The 24,366-nt window shown below is 63.9% G+C and carries 20 protein-coding genes; 14 read left to right on the top strand and 6 right to left on the bottom strand.

The window, feature by feature from the left end; all coding sequences use genetic code 11:
• Positions 1–14 precede the first annotated feature (14 nt).
• Positions 15–356, bottom strand: coding sequence for a hypothetical protein (locus tag J7S20_RS04565; RefSeq protein ID WP_284053037.1), 342 nt, complete (start codon positions 354–356; stop codon positions 15–17).
• 87 nt (positions 357–443) lie between these two features.
• Complete coding sequence (locus J7S20_RS04560; RefSeq protein WP_284053036.1) at positions 444–926, bottom strand: peroxiredoxin; 483 nt, start codon at positions 924–926, stop codon at positions 444–446.
• Between the two features lie 112 nt (positions 927–1,038).
• Between J7S20_RS04560 and J7S20_RS04555 the strand changes: the two genes are divergently transcribed.
• Positions 1,039–1,599 carry a YqgE/AlgH family protein gene (locus tag J7S20_RS04555; RefSeq protein ID WP_284053035.1) on the top strand — a complete coding sequence of 187 codons (561 nt, stop codon included), beginning with the start codon at positions 1,039–1,041 and terminating at the stop codon, positions 1,597–1,599.
• A 48-nt stretch (positions 1,600–1,647) separates the two neighbouring features.
• On the opposite strand, the gene J7S20_RS04550 is transcribed toward J7S20_RS04555, so the two are convergent.
• Positions 1,648–2,847, bottom strand: coding sequence for a hypothetical protein (locus tag J7S20_RS04550; protein ID WP_284053034.1), 1,200 nt, complete (start codon positions 2,845–2,847; stop codon positions 1,648–1,650).
• 127 nt (positions 2,848–2,974) lie between these two features.
• Positions 2,975–3,631: a helix-turn-helix domain-containing protein gene (locus J7S20_RS04545; protein ID WP_284053033.1), complete on the bottom strand. Its 657-nt coding sequence runs from the start codon at positions 3,629–3,631 to the stop codon at positions 2,975–2,977.
• A 533-nt stretch (positions 3,632–4,164) separates the two neighbouring features.
• Between J7S20_RS04545 and J7S20_RS04540 the strand changes: the two genes are divergently transcribed.
• The 5 genes from J7S20_RS04540 (at position 4,165) to J7S20_RS04520 (ending at position 10,768) form a co-directional block, all read left to right on the top strand.
• Positions 4,165–4,857, top strand: coding sequence for a response regulator transcription factor (locus J7S20_RS04540; RefSeq protein WP_284053032.1), 693 nt, complete (start codon positions 4,165–4,167; stop codon positions 4,855–4,857).
• A 322-nt stretch (positions 4,858–5,179) separates the two neighbouring features.
• Positions 5,180–5,728: a PAS domain-containing protein gene (locus J7S20_RS04535; RefSeq protein WP_284053031.1), complete on the top strand. Its 549-nt coding sequence runs from the start codon at positions 5,180–5,182 to the stop codon at positions 5,726–5,728.
• Positions 5,728–9,135, top strand: coding sequence for a chemotaxis protein CheB (locus tag J7S20_RS04530; RefSeq protein ID WP_284053030.1), 3,408 nt, complete (start codon positions 5,728–5,730; stop codon positions 9,133–9,135). The genes J7S20_RS04535 and J7S20_RS04530 overlap by 1 nt, the downstream gene beginning before the upstream one ends.
• A gap of 25 nt (positions 9,136–9,160) precedes the next feature.
• Entirely contained in the window at positions 9,161–9,499 is a 339-nt protein-coding gene (locus tag J7S20_RS04525; protein WP_284053029.1) for a response regulator, read from the top strand.
• A 111-nt stretch (positions 9,500–9,610) separates the two neighbouring features.
• Positions 9,611–10,768, top strand: a complete 1,158-nt coding sequence (locus J7S20_RS04520; protein ID WP_284053028.1) for a GGDEF domain-containing protein — start codon at positions 9,611–9,613, stop codon at positions 10,766–10,768.
• Positions 10,769–10,816: 48 nt separating this feature from the next.
• On the opposite strand, the gene J7S20_RS04515 is transcribed toward J7S20_RS04520, so the two are convergent.
• On the bottom strand, positions 10,817–12,553 hold the full coding sequence (locus J7S20_RS04515; RefSeq protein ID WP_284053027.1) for a DEAD/DEAH box helicase: 1,737 nt from the start codon (positions 12,551–12,553) through the stop codon (positions 10,817–10,819).
• A 337-nt stretch (positions 12,554–12,890) separates the two neighbouring features.
• Between J7S20_RS04515 and J7S20_RS04510 the strand changes: the two genes are divergently transcribed.
• From J7S20_RS04510 to J7S20_RS04480, 7 genes are read left to right on the top strand one after another with little or no spacing between them, the layout of a single operon-like run.
• Entirely contained in the window at positions 12,891–13,178 is a 288-nt protein-coding gene (locus J7S20_RS04510; RefSeq protein ID WP_284053026.1) for a PepSY domain-containing protein, read from the top strand.
• A 9-nt stretch (positions 13,179–13,187) separates the two neighbouring features.
• Positions 13,188–13,862, top strand: coding sequence for a response regulator transcription factor (locus tag J7S20_RS04505; RefSeq protein WP_284053025.1), 675 nt, complete (start codon positions 13,188–13,190; stop codon positions 13,860–13,862).
• A complete protein-coding gene (locus J7S20_RS04500) occupies positions 13,859–15,205 on the top strand; it encodes a sensor histidine kinase (protein ID WP_284053024.1) in 1,347 nt (448 codons plus the stop codon). The genes J7S20_RS04505 and J7S20_RS04500 overlap by 4 nt, the downstream gene beginning before the upstream one ends.
• The gene (locus J7S20_RS04495; protein WP_284053023.1) at positions 15,202–16,545 is read left to right on the top strand and encodes a TolC family protein; all 1,344 of its coding nucleotides are present in this window, start codon (positions 15,202–15,204) and stop codon (positions 16,543–16,545) included. The genes J7S20_RS04500 and J7S20_RS04495 overlap by 4 nt, the downstream gene beginning before the upstream one ends.
• The gene (locus J7S20_RS04490; protein WP_284053022.1) at positions 16,533–17,585 is read left to right on the top strand and encodes an efflux RND transporter periplasmic adaptor subunit; all 1,053 of its coding nucleotides are present in this window, start codon (positions 16,533–16,535) and stop codon (positions 17,583–17,585) included. Before J7S20_RS04495 ends, J7S20_RS04490 begins: the two co-directional genes overlap by 13 nt.
• Positions 17,582–20,641, top strand: coding sequence for an efflux RND transporter permease subunit (locus J7S20_RS04485; protein ID WP_284053021.1), 3,060 nt, complete (start codon positions 17,582–17,584; stop codon positions 20,639–20,641). Before J7S20_RS04490 ends, J7S20_RS04485 begins: the two co-directional genes overlap by 4 nt.
• Positions 20,641–21,237 carry a DedA family protein gene (locus J7S20_RS04480; protein WP_284053020.1) on the top strand — a complete coding sequence of 199 codons (597 nt, stop codon included), beginning with the start codon at positions 20,641–20,643 and terminating at the stop codon, positions 21,235–21,237. The genes J7S20_RS04485 and J7S20_RS04480 overlap by 1 nt, the downstream gene beginning before the upstream one ends.
• A 16-nt stretch (positions 21,238–21,253) precedes the next feature.
• On the opposite strand, the gene J7S20_RS04475 is transcribed toward J7S20_RS04480, so the two are convergent.
• Positions 21,254–22,903 carry a ShlB/FhaC/HecB family hemolysin secretion/activation protein gene (locus J7S20_RS04475; RefSeq protein ID WP_284053019.1) on the bottom strand — a complete coding sequence of 550 codons (1,650 nt, stop codon included), beginning with the start codon at positions 22,901–22,903 and terminating at the stop codon, positions 21,254–21,256.
• Positions 22,904–23,011: 108 nt separating this feature from the next.
• Here J7S20_RS04475 and J7S20_RS04470 point away from each other — a divergent pair, with 108 nt between their 5' ends.
• Positions 23,012–24,346, top strand: a complete 1,335-nt coding sequence (locus J7S20_RS04470; protein ID WP_284053018.1) for a FecR family protein — start codon at positions 23,012–23,014, stop codon at positions 24,344–24,346.
• Positions 24,347–24,366 lie beyond the last annotated feature (20 nt).

The following is a 24,366-nucleotide window of genomic DNA, read 5'->3' as shown; positions in this document are numbered from 1 at the left end:
CGCCGGGCCGGAAATCAGGTGGCCGATGGCTTCACCTTCGGCTTTTTCGGCGCCGTCTTCTTTTTCTTGCGCGAAGCGACGAGTTTGGTCGCGCCGTAGGCAGCGCCCGCGACGGCAGCGGCGGTGCCGGCAACGATGGCAGCGGCTGTCTTCGGATTGGTCCTTGCGGCCTTCGCCGTCTTGCCCGCCGCCTTTTCGGTGGACTTCACGGTCTTGTTGACCGCTTTGGTCGCGCTCTTGCGCGCGGAACTTGCCGTTGCCTTCGCCTTCGAGGCCGCAGCCTTGCGGCGGCTGGTCGGCCCCGCGCTCTTCTTGGCCGGCGCTGGCTTCTTGGGCGGCGTTTTCGTGTCGGTCATGAATTGCTCCCGTTCTTTCAACGAAACAACCCATGGACCTCTGCGAGGTTCCCGCGGCCGGATCGGTGCCGGCCGCGGGAGCGGGGATCACATCTGGTCGAGCATATGTTCGGCCGAGCTGACCTTGAACTCGCCCGGTGCTTCGACATTCAGCTGTTCGACCACGCCGTCATTGACGACCATGGAATAGCGCTGGCCGCGCGTGCCGAGGCCGAAGCCGCTGCCGTCCATTTCCAGCCCCACAGCCTTGGCGAATTCGCCATTGCCGTCGGCGAGCATCGTGACCTTGCCATCCGCGCCGGCGCTCTTGCCCCATGCGCCCATGACGAACGCGTCGTTGACCGCGGTGCAGACGACTTCGTCGATACCGTGCGTCTTGAGGTCGTCGGCCTTTTCGATGAAACCGGGAAGGTGCTTGGCCGAACAGGTCGGCGTGAACGCGCCCGGCACGGAGAACAGCGCAACCTTCTTGCCCTTGAAATAATCGGCGCTGCTGACCTTGTCGGGGCCTTCTTCGGTCACCTTGACGAGCGTGGTATCGGGCAGGCGGTCGCCGGCTTTGATGGTCATTGGCTTGTTCTCCCTGAAATGGATCGGGTGTGTGGTCCGCGATAGCTTGGGCGCGCAGGCAATATTTTCAAGCGTGACGGATCGCGGTCGCGCCTCCTATGTTTGAACGGTGATGGCAACGACTCCGTATCTTACCGGCCAGTTTCTTCTCGCGATGCCCGGCATCGGCGATCCTCGCTTCGACCAGGCGGTGATCGCGATCTGCGCGCATGACGATAATGGTGCGCTCGGCATCGGCATCGGCGCCGCAATCGACGGACTGGGACTGCACGACGTGCTCGAACAGCTTGAAATCGATCCCGGCGAAGCACCCGACGCGCCCGTGCATTTCGGTGGGCCGGTCGAACCCCGGCGCGGCTTCATCCTGCATTCGAACGACTGGAGCGGCGCCGACACGGTCGATGTCGGGGGACGCTGGTCGTTATCGGCGACGATCGACGTGCTGCGCGAGATCGCGGAAGGCAAGGGGCCGAGCCGCTGGGTCGTCGCACTGGGCTATGCCGGCTGGGGTGAGGGCCAGCTCGACGAGGAAATGACTCGCCATGGCTGGTTCAACGTCACCGGCGACGAGGCGTTGCTTTACGATACGCCGGCCGAAAAGCGCTGGTCGAAGGGCTTTGCCGAAGCCGGAATCGATCCCAGCCTGCTCGCGAACAGCGCCGGGACCGCCTGACCGTCCGAAGGCGCGACCGAGATCCCAGGCGCCTTCAGCCAGGCGCCATCAGAAGGTCCAGGGAACGCGGATCGTGATGCCGATATCGGGCGAGTCTTCGGTTACGCCGACTTCGAACGACGTGTTGATCGATGACTGTTCGGTCACGCGGTAGGACATGCCGAACGAAAGCGAACCGACCTGAAGCGGCTTCGATTTTTCGATCGAGCCGCCGATTTCGGTCTGCGTGGGGAAGATATAGCTGTGCCGATAGGCGAGCGAATAGGAAAAGCGCGGGTTGAGTGCGAACCCGAATCCCAGGCTGCCGCTGATCGCGTCGCCGGGATCGACACGCCCGATATAGGCCCCGCCCACGTCCTTATTCACGTCGCGGGCGATATGCCAGAGATAGCTTCCGCTCGCGAAGATGACGACGGGGTCGGAGGGAAGCAGCATGTTGATGCCCGGCTGCACGCCCCAGAAGCCCGAACCGGTCGCGAGCCCGGTGGCCACGCCGAACTGATCGTACCCGATGTCGAACGGTCCGCGGCCGGTATCGCTCTTTACGCGGAGCGAACCGATGAAGATCGGGTCCTGGCCGTGCTGGCTGTTGAGCTGATAGCGCATCGCGAATTCGATATCGCCGATGCTGTTTCCGTCGAGGCTGATCGAACGCACGATCCCTTCGTCGCGTTGCTGCGCGACTTCGATCCGGTCATGGCGGTGGATCGCCGGCACGCGAACTTCCGCTTCGAAGCGGCTGGTGATGCCGTAGCGAGCCGTCAGCGTGTTGGCGATGGTGTCGCGCCGCGCCCGGCTGGCCTCGATCACGCCGATCTGGATTCCCGGAATGAGTTCGAACCCGCGGAATACCAGCCGGTCGGTGGCCGACTGCGTATATTCGAAGCTGGGATCGAGCACGAGTGTGCCGGCGGGCGTTAGGACACCCTGTTCCTGGGGCAGCGCGGCCGCCTGAATGCGCGTGTCGGGTTCGACATCGGGCACGTCGCCGACCGGTCGGTCGGGCATTGCCTGATCGGTTGTCCCCGAATCCTGCTGTGGCGATGCAGCGGGCGCGGGCGTGGTTTGCGGCAGGATGGACGGGGAGGGCAGGCCGCGCGCCTGCAACGTCGCCAGTTCGCCACCGTTCAATATCCGCTGCAACAGATCGAGCTGATGCTGTTGCGATTGGATCGTTCGCTGCTGCGCGTCGATCTGCTCTTGCTGTTTGGAAATCTGTGCCTTCAGGAGCTCGATTTGCTTAGCCACGTCCTGAGCGTGCGCTGCGGGTGTTCCCGCCGTAACCGACAACGTCGCGACCACCCACAAAGCGGTCGCGCCCCGAATTGCAGAACACTTCGCCATCTTCGGTTCCCCCTCTTCTATTTTTCTGATGTCAGGCGACGAGTTGCGCTTCGCCGACGGTATCTTCTGGAAAATCGAACCCCGCTAGCTCACCCAGATGTTCGGGGGCGAGGATGCGTGCCCGGTTCGGTGCGTCGAGCGCGATCAGCCCCCGACGGACGAGTTCGGACATCGTCCGGCTGACGGTGTGCATCGTCAGGCCCAGATAATCGGCGATGTCGACGCGGGGCATGGGCAGGCACAGCAAGGTGCCGCAATTCAGGCGCCGGGCCAGCGCGAGCAGAAACCCGGCGACGCGTTCAAGTGCTGTGGGCAGCCCGAGCAGCGCGATGCTCTGATGCGCGGCGGCCAACGCGCTTTCCAGCGCGGGATGCTCGCCGTTTACCGCCGTCGGAACACCGCCCATGCGCAATGAAAGATCGCTGAGGTCGTGCCGGAACAATTGCGATGGAACCAGCGCTTCGGCGCAACTCTGTCGCATGCCCCATTCGAGGCCGACGACATCGCCGGGGAAGGCAAATCCGATGATCTGTCGTCTGCCGTCGCTGTGATACTGGCAAACGCGGACCGCGCCGTGGACGACTTCATACCAGCAAGTCGCACTTTCGCCCTGCGGGACGATGGTCTCGTCTCGCATGAACTTTTGCACATTGCGGATTTCCGAAAAGAGCAGCGTGCTCTCGGCCATAATTCCTGTCCCGTAACAACCTGACCTTGTACGCGGTACATCAAGGCACGGCCTGCTATTGCAGTGCCGCAGTAGGAATCACGACCCAGGAGTCCCCGCCCCGGCATGTCTGGCCGAAGCGTTGTGGGGTATAGCGCTGCCGATACTGGTGGTTGAGTCCGTAAAGATACGGATTTGACTCGATCAGGATAATTTCTTGCCCGAAACGATGATCGCGGGCTGCAATCCTCTTGTACGAATAGATTGCGCTAACACTTTCGTCTTCTGAGTTCAGATTATTAGAAAATGGTAATATAAGGCAATCTCTATTTTGACAGATCGCAAATGGGCCGGGCCGGGTAGGCCGTAGAGTATGTTTTGCGAGCCACTGTGAATTGGGGGATGCCATGACGTTTCTGTCGCGAGGCGAGGACACGCCAGCATATCAAGAGGTTCTCAGGGCCGCGCTTCCAGCGACATGGAAACTGGCTCGGCATACAGCAGCGAGGCGGGGCGGGCCGGGATGGCCTTTCGTGCCTGCGCCGCCGCATGTCGTGGCCGCGACGGATATAGCGTCACAAACCGGGATCGAGCCACAGATCGACGGACCGAGCGGTCGTCCCCGGGTTCGTGATCGCAAGGCGAGCAGGCTGGTGCATGTGGTGATCGACGACGCGGCGCTGATGTCGCGCGCGGTCGGCAAGCTGGCCGCGAGCGGTTTCAAGGTACAACGCTGGCGGAGCGCCGAGGCCATGTTGCGCGTCGTTCGATCCGTGGCGCCGGGATGTCTTTTGCTCGACGGGCGTGCGCCCGGCCATGAAGGTCTCGCCGTTCAACAGCAACTGATCGAATGGGGGCTGATGCCGCCGATCGTAATGCTGACGAGCCAGGGCGATGTGCAGAGCGCAGTGCAGGCCGTGAAATCGGGCCTGGTCGAGATTCTCGAAGAACCCTTCGAGCTTGCTGCCCTGAAAGAAGCGGTGGACCGCGCGTTCGCGGCGATGGATATTCTTGTCGATCTCGAGCGCGACCGGATCGAGGCGCAGCGGCTGCTGGGGCGGCTGACGGCGCGCGAACTGGACGTGCTTCAAGGACTGACCGACGGCCTTCCGAACAAGTCGATCGCCTATGACCTGGGGATCAGTCCGCGCACGGTGGAGGTGTACCGCGCCAACATCATGGAAAAGTTGGAGGCGCGCAGCCTGTCTGCTGTACTGCGGGTCGCATTTGCAGCGCGGCTGCAATAACGCCGAACAGTCGCACAAGCCGCTCCCAGCAATATGGGATGATCGCGCTTCTTACGCGACGTCGCGACGTCACGCGGAACCATCTGTCGGTTAAAGAGTTTGGCTTGCTTGCGGTGCGGTCGACGAATCGATTTGCACGGTGAGGGGCCCAATTTTCATTTTCTCCTCAACCGAATGATATGTGCGGGTCGTTTCTGGACGCTCAGCGCGTTTCGCGTCGATGAGTTGGCTTGCCTATGTCGATTGTCGTCGCCAATGTGCGGCCGTTGGACCAGCCCAACGCGTTTGATGAGTAAGGTGTTTGCAGCTTCCTCCATCCCTGTTGACCTATTTCGAACAGAGCAGCGTGGCGCTGTCGATCGCCGATGTCGGCGACGACAATCCGTTGCTGGTGGTGAATGCGCGGTTTGAGGAGCTGACCGGATATTCGCGTGACGAGGTTGTTAGCCGGAACTGCCGCTTCCTGCAGGGCGAGGCCGATGACGCGGAAGCGCGGAGCCGGATCAGGCAGTTTCTGCGATCCGAGCGCCAGCCGAATGTGCGCACCACGCTGGTGAATTTCCGCAAGGACGGCCGGCCGTTCGTCAACCTGCTTTACATGTCCAAACTGCGTATGGGCGGCGAAGTCGCCTGCATTTTTGCCTCCCAGTTCGACGTCAGCCGCAGCAATGCGGAGGAACTGGAGGCGTATGACACCAAGCTCGACCATGCGCTCAAGACGATGTCGCCCGGCATCGACGATACCGGCGCGATTCTTCAAGGATCTCTAACGATGATTGCCAATACCGCAGCGACGGTCGCCCAGGCGCGACTGACGCTCGAATCGGTCGGGCCGAATGGCGGCCGCGAGGTTCGGGAGCCGCTCATTTGATGGACGATAGCGAACCTAGCATTCCTATCGTCGGAATCGGCGCCTCCGCGGGCGGCCTGGAGGCGCTTCGCGAAATGGTCTCATCGGTGCAGGGCCGCTGCGGCATGGCGTTCGTCGTCGTCCAGCACCTCGATCCCAATCACGAGAGCATGCTGGCGCAACTTCTCGACCGGCACACCGCGCTCGATGTGCTGCAGTGCGAGGGCGGTGAGAAGCTTGAGGCTGAAAACGTCTATATCATTCCGCCCGGTCACGGGCTGGCGGTGAAGGACGGGCACCTGCAACTGACCGAGTTCGAACAACCGCGCGGGTTGCGCCGCCCGATCGACGATTTCTTCATCTCGCTTGCACAGGACCAGGAAGCGAATGCGGCCTGCGTGATCCTGTCGGGTACGGGGGCGGACGGCACGACCGGGCTTCGCGCGATCAAGGAACATGGTGGTGTGTGCGTGGTGCAGGAACCCGATACCGCGCGCTATGACGGCATGCCGCTTTCGGCGGTGGCGACGGGTCTGGTCGATTTCGTGAAGGAACCCGCGGCGATCGTCGATTGCCTCAGCGGGTTCTTCGCGCGTGTCATCGAAGGCGGCGCGGATGAGGCAGAGGCAGAGGTCGTCGCCGACCATGTCGATGAGCTCTGCAAGGTCCTGCGCGATGCGACCGGGCACGATTTTTCTGGTTACAAGCGTTCGACGCTGGTCCGCCGGATCGAGCGGCGCATGAACGTGCTCAACATCGAAACGGGTCGCGCCTATCTGAGCCGCGTGAAGACCGACGAGGCGGAATGCCACGCGCTGCTCCGCGATCTGCTGATCAACGTCACGCGCTTCTTTCGCGACGCCGAAGCGTTCGAGGTGTTGCGCAAGGAGGTTATCGAAAAGCTAGTCGACGACGCGCCCAAGGGTCGCGAATTGCGGATCTGGGTGCCGGGATGTTCGAGCGGCGAAGAGGCCTATTCGATCGCAATGCTGTTCGCCGAGGCAGTGCGCCAGAGCGAAAAATCGATCAACGTGCAAGTATTCGCCACCGACATCGACGAACGGATGCTCGATATCGCGCGCGGCGGGACCTATCCGTCGGCGGCATTGGGCGATATTCCATATGCGCTGCGTGAGCGTTACACGACGCCGCACACCGATCGCTTCACCATTGCAACCGCGATCCGCGACATGGTCCGCTTTTCCAACCATTCGGTGGTCAAGGACCCGCCATTTTCGCGCGTCGATCTGGTGTCGTGCCGGAACCTGCTGATCTATTTCGGCGACAAGCTTCAGCAATCGGTGCTGCCGCTGCTGCACTATGCCATCCGGCCCGAGGGATTTCTGTTCCTGGGACCGTCGGAAAGCGTCGGCCGTTTCGAAAGCCTGTTTCCCCCTGTCGATCAGCAATCGCGGATTTTCCAACGCGCACCCGGCGCTCCGAAATATCCGATCGACCTTCCGTCGGGCCTCTCGCAACGCAGCGAGAAGTCTTCGCGGTCGGGCGATTCCGGTCGCCGGAACATGCAGGAGGACGTGGCGACACGCCGACTGGTCGAGCGATACGCGCCGCCCAGCATGGTGCTCGACCAGGAAGGGTCGATCATCGAGGCCTATGGCCGATTGGCGCGCTATTTCGAATTTCCCGTTACCCGCGTCGGCGGATCGAGCGCGATAACGCTGGCGCGGCCGGGGCTGCGAAACGCGCTGGGAAGGCTGCTTCGCGAGTGCCGAAGTTCGGGAAAGCGCGTGGTCGCACGCGATGTCGAGGTCGTGTCCGAGTTCGGAATGCAGCGGGTCGATGCGATCTGCGATCCGCTGGCGGACCGGACATTCCTGCTCGTGCTGCGCGATTCGGCGCCGTTCGAAACCGATTTCGAGCCCGACGCGCATGAAATTCGCGATGCCGATCAGGATGCCGATGCGCTCGAAGACGAGCTTCGGGTAACCCGGCATCGGCTGCGTTCGACCGTCGAGGAACTGGAGACCGCGAACGAGGAGCTGAAGAGCTCCAACGAAGAAATGATGTCGATGAACGAGGAGCTTCAATCGACCAACGAGGAGCTTTCGACGGTCAATGACGAGCTGAAGAACAAGATCGACCAGCTGACCATTGCCAATTCCGACCTCCGCAATTTCTTCGATTCGACCGAACTGGCGGTGGTCGTGCTCGACGCGAACCTCAACATCCGCAGCTATACCGAAGCGGCCAAGCCGGTCTTTCCATTCCAGCCGGGCGACCGGGGGCGCCCGCTCGCCGACGTGTCCACCCGGCTCGATACCGACAGCTATCTCGCCGATGCGCGCTCGGTCGCCAATGGCGGCCCGGCGGTGCACCACCGCGTCAATTTGCGCGATGGCGATAGGACCTATTCGCTGAAGATCGTGCCCTATCAGACGCAGAAGGGGGAAACCGAGGGCGCGATCCTGATGCTGACCGACATCACCGATGCGCTGTCGCTAGAGCGCAAGCTGGAGCGCGAGCGCGAACGGTTGTCGATGGCAATCCATGCCGGCGGGATCGGGATATGGGAATATCATGTCGATACCGGCGAAACCGTGCTCGATGACGCCGAGCGCCGGATACTGGGCCTGTCATCCGACACGCCGCACGATATCCAGTGGCAGCTGAACCGGGTATTCGACGAGGATCGTCCGGCCGTCGAGGCGTCCCTGCGCAAGGCGGTCGCCGGCGAAGGCGACTTCGAAGCCTCGTTCCGGGTTCAGACCCAGTATGGCGAGACGCGCTACATAAAGGGCTTTGGCCGGCTGGTCGCCGATAGCGATCCGCGCCGCATCGTCGGAATGTCGATCGACGTGACGCCGGAAAACACGCTCGCCGAAACGCGCGCGCTGATGCTGCGCGAGATGAACCACCGGGTGAAGAACCTCTTTGCCATTATCGGCGGGATGATCTCCGCAGGCGCGCGGTCGCACGACGATGTGAGGGAATTCGCCAACGAAATGCGCGAGCGTATCGCGGGGCTGGGTCGCGCACATTCGCTGGCTTCGACCGATGCCGACGTTCCCGCCATCGGACTTGATACGCTGATCGAGACGACGCTCGAGCCGTACCGCGACCATGCGCAGATCGATATTTCCGGGCCGGACGTCGCGGTCGAGCGACAACATCTGTCGCCGATGGCGCTGCTGCTTCACGAATGGGCGACCAATGCCGTCAAATACGGTTCGCTGCGTAACGGCGACGGTCGGCTGGATATCAGCTGGGCCGCTGAAGACGGTGAGATTCGTCTGGTCTGGAACGAAAAGAATGCCGAGCCGATCCCCGAACCGCCACGCAGCGGGTTCGGCAGCTTGCTGGTCGAAACCTCGGCGCGCCAGCTCGGTGCGAAGGTCGAGCGGAAGGTGATGGATTGCGAACTTCGTCTTGCGCTTCACATCCCGGCCGAGAAGTTCGCGCATGGATAAGACCGTTCTCCTCGTCGAAGACGAGATGCTGATCGCGCTCGATCTCGAGGACATCGTGACCGCAGCGGGCCTTTCCGTGGACGGTCCATATGCGCGGGTCGCGGACGCGACCGAGGCCTTGAAGCGGCAGGTTCCCGCTTGCGCGATCCTCGACGTACAGCTTCTGGACGGAGAGGTTTTCCCGGTTGCCGAAAAGCTCGCCGAGCTGTCGGTGCCGATGATCTTTCATTCCGGGCACGCGATCGAAAAGGAAATCCGCAAGCGTTTTCCCGATGCCGATTTCTGTTCCAAGCCGAGCACGCCGTCCGACCTGACGTCTAAGCTGAAGCTGGCCTTCGGCGAATGCATGCCGGACGCTAACTGACCGCGTTGATCGAGCACGGGCTTTCGTCGGCCACAGTCTTTGCTTCGTAAGATTGCGTTTATCCTCGTCGCGTATCTGCGGTCCTGCGTGGGGAAGTAACGGGAAGCGTTTGTGGAAATTTCGGTTGATCTGAATCTGGTGGTCTTCGGCCTGCTCAGCGCCTTGGCCATCGTCAGCGGATTGATCCACATGGCGCTTCGCAAAGGGTCGGCGCTCGCCTGGCTGGCGGCGACGATGGTCTGCGTCAGTACCGAAACGCTGGTGTTGCGCTATGCTTCGCACTCAACGCTGGGTGTCGCGGCGATCAGCCTTCTGGTGCCCGCGGCATATCTGTGCGCGTCACAGGCGATCCGGCTGAGCATGGGCGCCGGTGTGACGAGCCGCCGCCTGGTCGCCATCGCCGCCGTGCTGACCGGACTGTCGCTGGTGCTGCTTGCGGTCGACGCCGTTCCTTTCGTCCAATGTCTTCCGTTCCAGCTTGCCGGTGTCGTCATGTTCCTCGATGCCGTCCTGGCGCTTGCGCGACAAAAGCGGCGCGGCGTGCTGGGCAACGGTCTGCTGGTGCTGTGCTGCTGTTCGATGACGGGGATTGCGATCCGCATTCCGATGTTTCCGCTGTTGCTCGGCCAGCCGACACCGTTTCCGATCATGTCGGCAGAGACGTTCGAGCGTGTCTTCGTAAATTCGCTCGGCGTGCTGACGACGGGGCTCGCGCTGTTCATCATCGCGCGGATCGTGGCCAATGAAATGGCGAGCTATCGCTACCGTTCGGAACGCGATGACCTGACCGGCCTGCTCAATCGCCGGATGCTCGGCGGCATGCTCGACCGTCCGGCAGCGACCGCGGGGGCCGTGGTCATGTGCGACATCGATCGGTTCAAGACGATCAACGACCGGTTCGGCCACCATGTCGGAGACGAGGTCATCCAGTCCTTCGCCGCTATCCTGAAGGGACATGCCGGGCATGTCGGCCGCGTCGGCGGAGAGGAATTTGCCCTGTTGCTGTTCGGCGCCAGCTCGCAGGAGGCGGGCGAGACGGCAGACGCAATCCGCTGTCGCTTTCAGCAATTCCAACACCCGGCCGTCGGCGAGGCCGGTACGCTGAGTGCAAGTTTCGGGGTCGCCGCATTCGATACCGGCGCGAGCGTGCGCAGCGCGATGCGGCAGGCGGACAAGGCACTCTATGCCGCGAAGCGCACCGGTCGCAACCGCGTCTGTATCGCGCCTGATGAAGCGACGGTCCGGCGCGGGATGCAGCACGCGGCCTGACGCGGCGACCTCGCACGCGCCTGCCGATGGCGACCGGCTAAGCCGGGATCAGCTTCCGCCCTTGCGCGGCTTGCGCTTCGCTTTCGCGTCGAACCGCCCGCGCGGACCGGGCGAGCGCGGCTTGTGTCTGTCGGCGCGGAATTTCGTCGGTTTGCCCGAATGATGGCGGCGTGCAGCCTCGCGCGGGCCATCGGACGGTTCGATATGAACGCTGTCCTCACCGCTTTCATCCTTCGCCGTGCGGGCGAGCGCGGCGTTGAACTTGTCGGCGATCGCGCTGGGAACCTGAAAATGGGTCTCGTTGGCGCCGATGCGGATCGCGCCGACCTCGTTGCGGGTGATATGGCCGCGCCGGCATAGCAGCGGGAGCAACCAGCGCGGATCGGCATTCTGCCTGCGCCCGATATCGAGGCGGAACCAGACGACGTCCTCGAATCCCGGCCGGTGCCGTTCCTTCTGCGCCGCGCGGCGGGCCTCTGGCGTGTTTTCGATCAATTCTTCGGGCTGCGGCATCGCTGCGCGGTGCGCGCGAACGAGCGCCGCCGCGATATCGGCCGGGGTCCGCTCTGCGAGCAGGCGTTCGGCAAGGGCGCGGTCTTCCTCGTCGAATTCGACGGGGCGGAGCAGGTCGGCAAGCAGGCGCTCGCGATCCTGTGCGCGGATCGCTTCGGGTGTCGGGGCATCGATCCAGTCGGCCTTGATCCGCGCGCCGCGCAGCATCGATTCGACCCGCTTGCGGCGGGGATAGGGGACGATCAGTACCGCCGTACCCTTTTTGCCGGCGCGGCCGGTGCGGCCCGAGCGATGCTGCAAGGTTTCGGCATCGCGCGGAATTTCGACATGGATGACGAGGCTGAGGCTGGGCAGGTCGATCCCGCGCGCCGCCACATCGGTCGCGACGCAGACGCGTGCACGGCGATCGCGCAGCGCCTGAAGCGCCTGGTTGCGCTCCGACTGCGAATGCTCGCCCGACAGCGCGACGGCGGCAAAACCGCGTTCCTGCAACGTGGCGTGAAGGCGGCGGACATTGTCGCGCGTGGCGCAGAACAGGATCGCGGTTTCGGCTTCGTGAAAGCGCAGCAGATTGATCGCGGCGGCGTCGATCTCGGCCGGAGAAACGGTGACCGCCTGAAAGTCGATATCGCCGTGCCCGCGATCATCGCCCGCGGTCGAGATGCGCAGGGCGTCGCGCTGATAGCGCCTGGCGAGCGCGACGATCGGCTTGGGCATCGTGGCGGAGAACAGCAGCGTCCGCCGGCCCTCTGGCGTGGCATCGAGAATTTCCTCGAGATCGTCGCGAAAGCCCATGTCGAGCATCTCGTCGGCTTCATCGAGCACGACCGCGGCCGTCGAGGAGAGGTCGAGCGCTCCGCGTTCGAGATGGTCGCGAAGCCGCCCCGGCGTTCCGACCACGATGTGCGCGCCGCCGCGAAGTGCGCGCCGTTCGCGCGAAGCATCCATCCCGCCGACACAGGTCGCCATCCGCGCGCCGGCCTTTGCATAGAGCCAGTCGAGTTCGCGGCTGACCTGCAACGCGAGTTCGCGGGTCGGCGCGATAATCAGCGCGAGCGGCGCCTGCGCGGGGGCGGAGAAGCGATCGAGAAGCCCGTCGGCCAGCGAAAGTCCGAACGCGATGGTCTTGCCCGAGCCGGTTCGAGCCGAAACGATCAGGTCGCGGTCGCGGGCTTCGGGGGCCAGAACGGCGCTCTGTACGCTGGTGGCGTCGGTATAGCCACGCTCGGCAAGTGCATCGCCGAGGACGGACGGCAGGGAAGGAAAGGTCATGGTGCTCGCGAATTGGCCGGGCCGCAAGAACGGCGGGCGAGGTATGGATTGTTACTGGCACCGCTCGCATCCGTCCATGGGCGGAGCGCTGCGGCGTGCTCGGCCGCTCGAACCGGCGGCTTCGCGTCGCGCTATACAGCGTCGGATGCGTTTTGGCTTCAATTGTTTTTGTGCGCCTGCGTCGCCCTGGATAGCGCCGGCGCAGGACGCCGGACCCGCCATGCCAAAGGCCGACATGCGAAGGTTGGGAAATTGTAACCCCAACGCGACCGCCAGCCAATCTATAGAACGCTAGACCGGTTCACGTGCAATGGTTGCACGACAACGGAGAAAGCTCGTGAACAAGTTTATGAAATTCCTGCCGGTTGCCGTCGCGATGGCAGCGGTTCCGTTCGCCGTTCAGGCGCAGCAGCCCGCAGCCAAGATCAGCAAGGCGCAGGCCGAAGCCATCGCGCTGAAGGCAGCGCCCGGCAAGATCGTCGAATCCGACTATGAGAAGGAAGATGGCAGCTGGCGCTATTCGTTCGACATCCGCCAGGGACAGCGCATTCACGAGGTCGGCGTGGATGCCTTCACCGGCAAGATCGTCGAAAGCAGCTATGAAACCGCTGGCGACAAGGACTGACGGCGGCGCATGCGCATCCTGATTGCAGAGGATGACGCCGAAACGGCTGGGTTCGTCGAGCGAGGGCTCGGCGAACTTGGCCATAATGTCGTTATCGCAGGAAATGGCGAGGATGCGCTCCATCTCGGCCTGACCGAGGATTTCGACCTTCTGATCCTCGACCGCATGATGCCGGGGCTCGACGGCCTGTCGGTGCTGAAACGCCTGCGTGCCGCCGACATCACGATACCGGCGTTGATGCTGACCGCGCTCGGCCGCATCGAGGATCGCGTGGCCGGTCTCGATACCGGGGCGGACGACTATCTGGTCAAGCCCTTCGCCTTCAGCGAACTCGCCGCGCGTGTTCACGCGCTCGGCCGACGACGGACGCCGCAGGCGATGGAGACGCGGTTCAAGGCCGGGCCGGTCGAGATGGATCTGCTGTCGCGGGAAGTGCACCGAGACGGAAAGTCCATCCTGTTGCAGCCCAAGGAGTTTCGGCTGCTCGAGGAACTGATGCGCCACGCAGGCGAATATGTGACGCGGACGATGCTTCTCGAGAGGGTCTGGGATTTTCATTTCGATCCGCAGACCAAGATCGTCGAGACGCATATCAGCCGGCTGCGCTCGAAGCTCAACGAGGGCGATCTGCCCGATGTCATCGAGACCGAGCGCGGTGTCGGATACAGGATACGCACTGCGTGAGGGCGCTGTTCAACAGCGCGGCCTATCGTATCGCCTTTGCTTCCTCGCTGGCCTTCGCGCTGGCGACGGCATTGATGGGCATCGCGGTGTTCTACGCCGCGCACGCCGCCTTTACCCGGCAGATGGAAGCGAGCATCGAACAGGCTATTGCCGGCCTGACCGCCGAACTGCGGGACGAAGGCGTGCAAGGCGTGAAGGAGGCCGTGCATAGCCGCGAATCGGGCGGCCCCAATGCGCTCGGCTACGCCGTGTTCGATGCTGCCGGGCACCGGGTTGAGGGGGCGCTCGATACGCCGATGCCCGATCTCGGCTGGTCGGATATCACCTTCAACGATCCCGTCGAGGGACCGGACCCGGCACGGGCGAAGACGGTGGAGCTTCGCCACGGGTATCGCCTGACGGTGGCCGCCGACAAGGAACCGCTCGAGGCGATCGACGCCACGATCCTGACGATATTCGGCGTCGCGTTTCTGGCGCTGCTTCTGATCGGTCTGATCGGTGCGCTCGTGCTGGGCGCGTATCTTCGTCGTCGTCTGAGGCGGATCGAAGCCACGGCGGGGGCGATCGCGGGCGGCGATCTGAGCCAGCGCATGTCGGTGGGTCCGCGCGACGACGAATTCGACCGCGTGGCGGCATCGCTGAACGCGATGCTCGACCGCATTGCCGGGCTGATCGACAATCTGCGCCAGGTGACGAGCGATCTGGCTCATGACCTTCGCACGCCGTTGATGCGGCTGCGCAATCGGCTTGAGGCGCTACACGGGCCGAGCGAAGACGACATACGCGCACAGCGTATCGACGAGGCTGTCGAACGCGCCGATGAGGTTCTGAAGCTTTTCGACGCCATCTTGCGGATTTCCGAGCTCGAAGAAGGAAATCTGCGCCGCAATTTCTCATCCGTCGATCTCGTCGCGCTGCTCACCGACATTGGTGAGGCGCACGAGCCGCTAGCCGAGGATAGCGGGCGAACGCTGACGGTTCGGATCGATACCATGGCGACGATCGATGGCGACCGCGACCTGTTGGCGCAGGCGCTGGTCAATCTGATCGAAAACGCGCTGCGACACACGCCGACCGGCAGCACGATCGAAATTGGCGTGCGACGCGAAGCGGGGCGACCGGTCCTGTTCGTAGCAGATGACGGCCCCGGTATTCCCGCCCATGAGCGCGCCCGCGTCGTCCAGCGCTTCGTCCGCCTGGAAGCGTCACGCTCCACCCCCGGCAATGGACTGGGCCTCAGCCTTGCCGCTGCGATCGCTGCCGCGCACCGCGCCGATCTGCGGTTGAGCGACCGGGAGCCGGGCCTGGAGGCGGCAATTCTGTTCCCCGAGGAGAAGGCATGACCCTGCACAGGGCGATCATACCCGCGGCGCTGCTGCTGTCGGGCTGCGCGGCGTACACGCCCCATCCGCTCGATTCGGCGCCGGCAATGCTTTCGCCGCCGTCCGCGGCGGTGCTGGAGGCGAAGGCGGATGCGATCCGGCGACCGTGGCTGAAGCCCGTCGACCTCGACCTGTCGAAGCCGCTGACGCCGGACGCGATCGCGACGCTTGCGGTCATCAACAATCCCGACCTGAAGGCGCAGCGCGTCCGCGCCGGCGTTTCGGATGCGCAGGTGTTCGCGGCAGGACTGCTCCCCGACCCATCGGTCAGCCTCGGCGCGAACAAGGTGATTACCGGCCCCGATCCGTTCGTCGACCTGACCAGTGCGCTCGGCCTCGACATCAACGCGCTCCGCACGCGGGGCGTAACGCGTGCAAAGGCGCGTGCCGACGCGCGCAAGGTGCGGCTCGATCTCGCATGGGCCGAATGGCAGACCGCCGGAAAGGCGCGCTTGCAGGCCGCGAAGATCGAGGGGCTGGCGCAGATCGTGGCACTCGACAAGGCCTCGAACGAGGTTGCGCAGTCGCTCCTGTCGCGCCTTCAGAAAGCGGCCGGACGCGGCGATGTTGCGGGCGACCGGTTGCAGGCTGCGCGCGTCGCCGCGGTCAATGCCGCCGATGCGCTTCGCAAGGCGCAAAGCAATCTGGTCGCGGCACAGGAACAGCTCGATCAACTGCTCGGCTTTCCGCCGGGGACCTCGGTCGGGCTGGCGTCGATACGATTGCCCGGACCGCCGCCGGCGGTCGAAACGCTATTCGCGCTGGCGCGCGACAGCCGCACCGATCTCGCCGCGCTACGGGCGGGATACCAGTCGCAGGAAGCGGCGGTGCACAAGGCGGTGCTCGATCAGTTCCCTACGCTCAACCTGACGATCAACGCCAATCGCGATTCGGCGGGCAATTTCCTGCTCGGACCGGCGGTCGATTTCACGCTGCCGCTATGGAACCGGAACCGTGGCGGGATCGCGGTAGAGCGGGCGACGCGAGCGGCGCTCAAGGCCGAATATGATGCCCGGCTGTTCCAGACGCGCGCCGATATCGGCGCTGCGGTGGCGGGCATTCGCGTGGCGCGGCAACAACTGGCCGATGCGCAGAAGCGATTGCCGGAAATCCGCCATTACGCAGAGGCGACACGCCGCGCCGCCAATCGCGGCGATCTTTCGCTCGAAACGGCGCTGAACGCCGAACAGGCGCTGCGCGACCGCGAAACGCTGATCGCGCAAAGCGAAAACGACATCGTCCAACAGATGATTGCGCTCGAAATGCTTACGGGCGCGCCAAGGGAGGCATGGCCGCAATGAACCGACCGTTTGCATTTTGCTGTCTGCTGACGCTCGCCGCATGTTCGGGCGGCGGCGGGGGCCAGAGCAATTCCACCGCTCCGGTGGCGCTCGTGTCGCTCGGCGCCGCGACCAAGCAGGCTGTCGGCCAGCAAACGACGCTCTACGGCGCGGTCGAGCAGGGAGCGGAGGCGCAATATACGCTTTCGGCACCGGCCGAAGCGGTGGTCGCCAGCGTGCCCGCGCCCGCCGGCACCCCGGTCAAACGGGGTCAGCTGATCGTCCGGTTGCGACCCAGCCCGTCGACCCGCGCACAGCTTATGCAGGCGCGCAGCGATTATCAGGCGGCCAGCCAGGCGCTGGCGCGGGCCAAGCGGCTGCGCAGCGACGGTCTGGCGAGCGACGCCGATGTCGAAAGCGCCCGCAAGACCGCGCAGAGCGCACAGGCGATGCTCAACAGTCTGCAGAGCCAGACCAACGGCCTTGCGCTGCGGGCGCAAGGAAGCGGCTATGTTCAGTCGGTTGCCGTCAATCCCGGCAACCTTGTTTCGGCCGGCACGACCGTCGCGACGATTTCGCGCCTCGGTACGCTGCGCGCACGGTTCGGTATCGATCCGGCTGCGGCGAAGAAATTGTCACCGCAGGAATCGCTCCGCGTAACGCCGAGCGAGGGCGGGGCACCGTTCAGCGCCCGCATCCTGTCGGTGGATCCCACCGTCGATCCGCAGACGCGCCTCGCCTCGGTCTATGTCAGCGTGCCATCCGGTCAGGGCATGGGGCCGGGGCAGACGCTGACCGCAACCGTGCCCGTAACGACCGCCACGGGTGCGGTCACCGTTCCCTATGAGGCGCTGCTCAACGATGGCGGGCAGCCCTATGTCTATGTCGTCAAGAACGGCGTCGCACACCGTCATGACGTCATCACCGGCCCGGCAGGCAATATCCGCGTCGCAATCGAAAAGGGCGTATCGGCGGGCGACAAGGTGGTGACTGCCGGCGGGACCGGTGTCGAGGACGGGATGAAGGTCCGTACCAGCGACAAGAAGGCGCGCACCAAGTGAAGTCTCGCCTTTCCCGCCATGCCCGCGCGCTATGGCTCGCGATGATCCTGCTGACGCTTGGCGGCGTTTTCGGCGCGATGAAACTGCCCGTCAGCCTGTTTCCGCACATCGCCTATCCGCGCGTCGTCGTTTCGATCGACGCGGGCGAACGCGATGCCGCGCAGATGGAAGCATCGATCACGCGGCCGATGGAGATCGCGCTGCGCTCGGTACGCGGCGTAACGCGCATCCGCTCGACGACGAGCCGCGGCTCGGCCGAGATTCAGCTGAACTTCAACTGGGGCCACAACATGCCCGAGGCGCTGCTGGCGGTGCAGGGGGCGATTTCGGAAATCCGACCCGACCTGCCGTCGGGCGTCAGCTACAATGCGTGGCGGGCCGATCCGACGATCTTTCCGGTCTATGGCATCGCACTGACCTCTCCGACGCTCGACCAGGAAGCGCTTCGCCAGCTTGCCGTGCTGAAGGTGCGACCGGCACTGACCGGGATCACCGGGGTAGCGGCGGTCGATGTGCTGGGCGGCTCCGCGCGAACCTTCGAAGTGGATATCGACCCCGGAAAGCTTACCGCGCTGGGCCTGAGTCCCGATGACGTCAGCACGGCGCTTGGCAAGGCGAACGTCGTTCGCGGTGCCGGCCGGTTGCAGGACCGCCATCGCCTCTATCTGCTGCTGGTCCAGAATCGTCTGAAGGATGCGCGCGACATTGCCGCGACGACGATCCGGGCGGCCAGCGCGCAGGGCGGCGGATTGGTGACTGTGGGAGATATTGCCACGGTGCGTTCGGCATCGGTGCCGAACTATACGCTGGTCACCTCCAACGGCCAGAACGCCGTTCTGGTGAATGTGCGCCAGACCTTTACCGGCGACACGGTACAGGTGGCCAATTCGGTCGCGGCGAAGATGAAGACGCTCGGCCTGCCGCCCAGCGTCAAGGTCACGCCCTTCTACGATCAGTCGCAACTCGTCACCGGCGCGGCCAACGCGGTCCGCGATGCGATCCTGCTGGGCGCGGTCCTGGCGGGGATCGTGCTGTTCGTTTTCCTGCGCTCGTTCCGCCTGATGGCGATCACCGCGGCCGTTCTGCCGGCGGTGCTCGCCGGGACCTGCGTCATCCTGTTCGCGCTCGGCATGCATTTCGACATGATGACGCTGGGCGGTATGGCGGCGGCGGTCGGCCTCATCATCGACGATGCGGTGGTGATGCTCGAACATATGATGCGGCGCATGCAGGAGGGCGAGGCGACCGATCCGCCGGGCCTGCTTTCGGCGGCGGCGGAGATGGGCAAGCCGCTGTTCGGATCGACCGGCGCGACGATCGTCGTGTTCCTCCCGCTCGCCTTTATCTCTGGCGTCACGGGCGGGTTCTTCAAGGCGCTGGCGGTGACGATGGTCGCCGCGCTCGCGATCTCGCTGATCTATGCGCGGTTCATGATTCCGCTGGTTTCCGCGCACTGGCTGAAGCCAAAGGACGCCGAGGCGGCAGAGAATGCCGGCGGTTTCATGGGGCGTCTCAGCCGGGCTTACGAAAGCCTTTTCGACAAGGCGTTCATCCGTCCGGCGATCGTCGTCGCCATTGTCGGCATCGGCCTCGCCGGGGCAGGCTATTATTCCTACAAGCACGTCCCGTCCGGTTTCATGCCGAAAATGGACGAGGGGGGCTTCATCCTCGACTACAAGGCGCAGCCGGGCGCCGCGTTGACCGATACCAATCGGCTGCTCAAGCAGGTCGAACAGATCATTCAGGCCAATCCGGCAGTCCAGAGTTATTCTCGGCGCACCGGTGTCCAACTGGGTGGCGGCCTGACCGAGGCGGACGAGGGCGATTATTTCATCCGGCTGAAAAGCGGATCGCGCAAGCCGATCTGGCAGGTGATGAGCGAAATTCGCGATCAGATAAACAGCCAGGTTCCGGGGCTTGAGATCGAAACCGCGCAGTTGATGGAAGATCTGATCGGCGATCTGACGGCGGTTCCGCAGCCGATCGAGATCAAGCTGTTCGGCGATAATCCGCAACAGCTTGCCAGCGCCGCCAGAAAGGTCGGCAGCGAAATCTCGAAAATTCAGGGCGTCGGCGAAGTGGTCGATGGACTGCGCGTCGCGGGTGACGCCATCGGTGTGAAGGTCAATCCCGGCGCCGCGTTGCAGCAAGGGCTTGATCCCGACGCCGTCGCCAATCAGTTGGAAGCGCTGGTCGGCGGAACGCAATCGACACAGGTGCGCGTCGGCGAACAGATGATCGGCGTGCGCGTGCGCGGCCCAGCCGATATGCGGCAACGTGCGAGCCAGATCGCCGACCTGCCGATCACCGCGCCCGACGGACATACCGTGCGCGTCAGCCAGATCGCCAAGGTTTCCATCCTGGCCGGACAGAAACAGCGTACCCGTGAAGACCTCGCTCCGTTCATCGATGTGACCGCGCGGCTGGAAGGGCGCGACCTCGGTTCGGCGATGAAGGAAGTGCGCAAGACCGTATCGGGGATGAATCTGCCGCGTTCGATCCGCGTCGAATATGGCGGCATGTACGCCCAGCAGCAAAAGAGCTTCACCGACCTCGCGATCGTCTTTTCAGCCGCATTGCTGTTGTCGGCGCTGTTGCTGACGCTGCTCTATGAACGGATCGCATGGACATTGTCGGCACTGGCGACGGTCCTGCTGTCGGCAGCGACCGTTCTGTGCGGACTCTGGATCACGGGCATCGAACTCGACATCTCAGCGCTGATGGGACTGACGATGGTCGTCGGCATGGTGACCGAATTGATCGTGTTCTTCTTTGCCGAGATCGACACCGATGGAACGGTCGATTTCGCGAGCCTGAAGGAGGCGGGGGCAAAGCGGCTTAGGCCGATCCTGATGTCGGCGCTGATCGCCATTCTCACGCTCAGCCCGCTTGCGCTGGGCATGAGCCGCGGTGCGGGTCTTCAGCGGCCATTGGCGACGGCGATTATTTTCGGCCTGACGGCGGCGGTGCCGCTGGTGCTGATTTTTCTTCCGGCGCTCGTCTCGCTGTTGCCCGGTGCCTCGAACAAGCATGAGAAACAGGAGCGAAGCGCCTGATGTTCAATGCGATTACGCATCTTCTCGATCAGCTCGGCTATGTCGGTATCGCGCTGCTGATGTTCCTGGAAAACGTATTCCCGCCGATCCCGTCCGAACTCATCATGCCGCTTGCCGGCTTCGACGCGGCGCGCGGCGACATGAATATCTTTCTGGTCATATTGTCGGGCAGTATCGGGTCGCTTGCGGGTGCGACGCTCTGGTACTTCATCGGCCGCTGGATCGGCGAGGACCGGTTGAAACGCTGGGCGGGAAAGTTCGGCCGGTTGCTGACGCTCAGCGCGTCGGATGTCGATCACGTCAACACCTGGTTCGATCGGCACAATGAAAAGGCGGTGCTGATCGGACGCCTGGTTCCCGCGGTGCGGACGCTGATTTCGGTCCCGGCCGGCCTGTTCGAAATGCGCCTCGACAGGTTTCTGCTATTTTCCAGTATCGGAACAGTTGCTTGGACGACGATCCTTACACTTGCTGGATATTTTCTGGGCGAGAAATACCGGCTGGTGCAAGGCTATTTGAACCCGGTTTCCAACGTCATCGTCGGCGGGATCGTCGCATATTATCTCTACCGGGTCATCACCTGGAAGCCGCATTGATCGCGGGACGGTCGGGTCAGAAGCCGATCCCGACGGTCGCGGAGAGGCGCGGGCTCTTGTCGCCAGCGTCATAGCGCGGCTCGTTGATCGGGAAGGCGGCCTCGACCTCGACGCGGAGGTCGTTCGCCAGTTTGAATCGCGCACCGGCGCCTGCCGAATACAGGTCGCCGGTCCCGTAATTGTCGCGCAGGTCGCGAACCACGCCGGCATCTGCGAAGGTGTAAAGCTGCGCCCAGCGCAGCAAGCCATCGTCCTTATCCAGAAGATCGGTCCGGATCTCGGCTGAGGCCAGAGCGCCTTCGTCGCCGGCGCGCTCGCTGAAATCATAGCCGCGTCCGAACCACGGGCCACCGATGGTGATCTGGTCGATCGCGAGCAGCGGATCGCTGCTCAACTGACTGGTGACGGCGAAGCGTGCGCTTACCGGTCCGGCGATCGTACCGACCCAGTTCGTCCATGCCTGAAGAATGGCGTAATGCGATCCGGCGCCGTCGCGGGAGGCGAGGGGATCGCCCTGACGCGTCGCGCCGAGAATGTTCAGGCCCTGCCGGATGCCGACGCCTGCGCGCAGCCTTCCGCCGGCCAACGGCGTGTATCCGTTCAGCGAAATGCCGAGCGATGCGACGCGGTCGCGCTGGCTGGGCGTTCCGTTCCACGACTGGTTGACCTTCACATAGTTGAAATCGGCCGAGGCCCAGAGGCTTTCGCGCCGCCCGCGCTCGAGCGTCTTGGTGATGCTCGCGTTGAAACCGATGCTGTTGCCGCGCGGGTCATAGCTTTCCCACCGGCCGCCTGAATTGGTGCGGCTATATGTTGTCGAAAGCGCAAGCTCGGTCGATGCATCGGGCAGCAGATAGGCGTAACGGCCGTACAGCACCGTCAGTTCGTCCGGCTCGGCCGGCGTCACGATGCCTTGCAGCGTAACGCGGTCGTCGGCTGCGAGCAGCGAGGCCGCCTCAACCCCGACCTGTGCGCGGATGGGGCCAAGCGCTTCGGAACCGCGATTATCCACTGAAGCCCAGCCACGGACTCGGTCATAGCTGACGGGGACGATCAGGACGCCCTGGCCGTCTTCGACGCTATAGCGCACCTTGCCGATGCCGATGCCGGGAAGGTCGGTCGCCATCATCAGCGCGCGGTCGAGCTGTTCCTCGCGTGCGGGCCTGCCGACCAGGCCGTTCAACAGCTTCGCGACTTCCGTGCGCTGCTGCCCTTCCAGCCGAATCCTGTCGATCCGTCCTTCGGAAACGATGACCGTCAGCACCCCCGCCGTCAGCGTCTGCGGCGGTATGCTGCTCGTCGCGAAGATATAGCCGTGGTTTCGCGCGACGTCGGAAATCGCGCTCAAAAGCTTTTGAGTATCGTCACCTGCAAAGGTCTTGCCCACGAATGGGGTGATGGCCCGGGCAAATTCCGCTTGGTCGATGTCGGGAGCGCCTGCGACGTGCACCGCGCCCACGGTAACACCGGTCAACGCGTTGTTCGAACGCTGGGCCGAGCTTTCTATGTCGCTCTGATCCTGCGCGGGTTCGCGCGATTCCGGCTTTACCGAGGCGCGCCCTACCGCGCCCGGATCAGTCCGCGAGGGCGGAACCTGCTGGGCGAGGGCGGTCTGGGATATCGTGATCGCGCACAAGGCGGCGACTGCAAGGCGAAAGCGAAACATGCAAACGCCATTAACCAGTGTTCGTTTATAATCCTTTTACGTCCCAGTGCTACTTCATGAGATCATGCGATTTATTTCGCCGCGTTCGAGTAACCCGGGACACAGCTTATGATGTACAAGCGACTGACCAAAATCGCGCTTCTCGGCACCGTTTTCCTTGCCGGAACCGCGCACGCCCAGTCGACGGGCTGGACCGTATCCGAAGCATCCGCCGGAGTGACCGTCACCCATGCGGGACAGAGCAAGATCGCTGTACGGGGCAATCAGCTTCATATCGGGGATATCGTATCGACCGGCGAAAATTCGCGCGCGGTCCTGGTGCATGGCGACGAATATGCCGTGGTGGCGCCGAACAGCCGGTTGCAGATCGCCGACCCCGAACCAAGCAGCGGCCTGCTGCAATTTTTCGAAAAGGTCGGCAACGTCGTCTTCAGCGTGACCAAGAAGACCAAGGCGCATTTCGGGGTAAAGACGCCCTATCTTGCAGCCGTGGTCAAAGGAACGACATTCAGCGTCACCGTCGACAGCTCGGGTTCTTCGGTTCAGGTGGTCGAAGGCGCGGTCGAAGTATCGACGCTTGACGGCGGCGCGCGCGACCTCGTGCTGCCCGGCAACGTCGCGATCATCGGTGCCGACAATCTCGGCCGGCTGACGGTGCAGGGGCGCGAAACGAGAACGCTGCAATCCCCCAATGCGCCCGTCGAGACGCCCGATGCGAAATCGAGCGATGCGACAGCCGACGACGCGGTGGTCGCCGATGCAGCGGCGATGGATACGCCTGCACTGGCCACGTCGATCGTTCAGGACGCCGGTTCGATTGCCGGCGCACGCGCGGCCGCTCGTGCCCAGCCCGTAATTGAGTTTGCCGTGGCGGAGCGCCCCAAGTCGCTCGCCACGATCACCGACGGCCTGGTTGCGGGTTCGACCGGGATGGGGGCGGCGGTTGCCGCGTCGGGCGCGACGCCGGCGGCGGTTGAAAAGGCAGCCGGCAAGGGCGGCAACGGAAACGGTGGCGGCAACGGAAACGGTGGCGGCAACGGAAACGGTGGCGGCAACGGAAACGGTGGCGGCAATGGAAACGGTGGCGGCAACGGAAACGGTGGCGGCAACGGAAACGGTGGCGGCAACGGAAACGGTGGCGGCAACGGGAACGGCGGCGGCAACGGAAACGGTGGCGGCAACGGAAACGGTGGCGGCAACGGGAACGGCGGCGGCAACGGAAACGGTGGCGGCAACGGAAACGGTGGCGGCAACGGAAACGGTGGCGGCAACGGAAACGGTGGCGGCAACGGAAACGGCGGCGGCAACGGAAACGGTGGCGGCAACGGAAACGGTGGCGGCAACGGAAACGGTGGCGGCAACGGAAACGGTGGCGGCAACGGAAACGGTGGCGGCAACGGGAACGGCGGCGGCAACGGGGACGGTGGCGGCTCGGGCGACTGAGCCGAATATTACCGGGGGGA

It is taken from the genome of Stakelama marina (genome assembly GCF_018122655.1).
GTDB lineage: Bacteria > Pseudomonadota > Alphaproteobacteria > Sphingomonadales > Sphingomonadaceae > Sphingomonas > Sphingomonas marina.
The sequence above is the reverse complement of the archived record's forward strand: the minus strand, read 5'-3'. Positions and strand labels throughout refer to the sequence as shown.

Coding starts and splice junctions, on each gene's coding strand:
- J7S20_RS04565 (WP_284053037.1), bottom strand. CDS start 356: ATGACCGACACGAAAACGCCGCCCAAGAAGCCAGCGCCGGCCAAGAAG.
- J7S20_RS04560 (WP_284053036.1), bottom strand. CDS start 926: ATGACCATCAAAGCCGGCGACCGCCTGCCCGATACCACGCTCGTCAAG.
- J7S20_RS04555 (WP_284053035.1), top strand. CDS start 1,039: ATGGCAACGACTCCGTATCTTACCGGCCAGTTTCTTCTCGCGATGCCC.
- J7S20_RS04545 (WP_284053033.1), bottom strand. CDS start 3,631: ATGGCCGAGAGCACGCTGCTCTTTTCGGAAATCCGCAATGTGCAAAAG.
- J7S20_RS04530 (WP_284053030.1), top strand. CDS start 5,728: ATGGACGATAGCGAACCTAGCATTCCTATCGTCGGAATCGGCGCCTCC.
- J7S20_RS04525 (WP_284053029.1), top strand. CDS start 9,161: ATGCTGATCGCGCTCGATCTCGAGGACATCGTGACCGCAGCGGGCCTT.
- J7S20_RS04515 (WP_284053027.1), bottom strand. CDS start 12,553: ATGACCTTTCCTTCCCTGCCGTCCGTCCTCGGCGATGCACTTGCCGAG.
- J7S20_RS04505 (WP_284053025.1), top strand. CDS start 13,188: ATGCGCATCCTGATTGCAGAGGATGACGCCGAAACGGCTGGGTTCGTC.
- J7S20_RS04495 (WP_284053023.1), top strand. CDS start 15,202: ATGACCCTGCACAGGGCGATCATACCCGCGGCGCTGCTGCTGTCGGGC.
- J7S20_RS04490 (WP_284053022.1), top strand. CDS start 16,533: ATGGCCGCAATGAACCGACCGTTTGCATTTTGCTGTCTGCTGACGCTC.
- J7S20_RS04480 (WP_284053020.1), top strand. CDS start 20,641: ATGTTCAATGCGATTACGCATCTTCTCGATCAGCTCGGCTATGTCGGT.
- J7S20_RS04475 (WP_284053019.1), bottom strand. CDS start 22,903: ATGTTTCGCTTTCGCCTTGCAGTCGCCGCCTTGTGCGCGATCACGATA.
- J7S20_RS04470 (WP_284053018.1), top strand. CDS start 23,012: ATGATGTACAAGCGACTGACCAAAATCGCGCTTCTCGGCACCGTTTTC.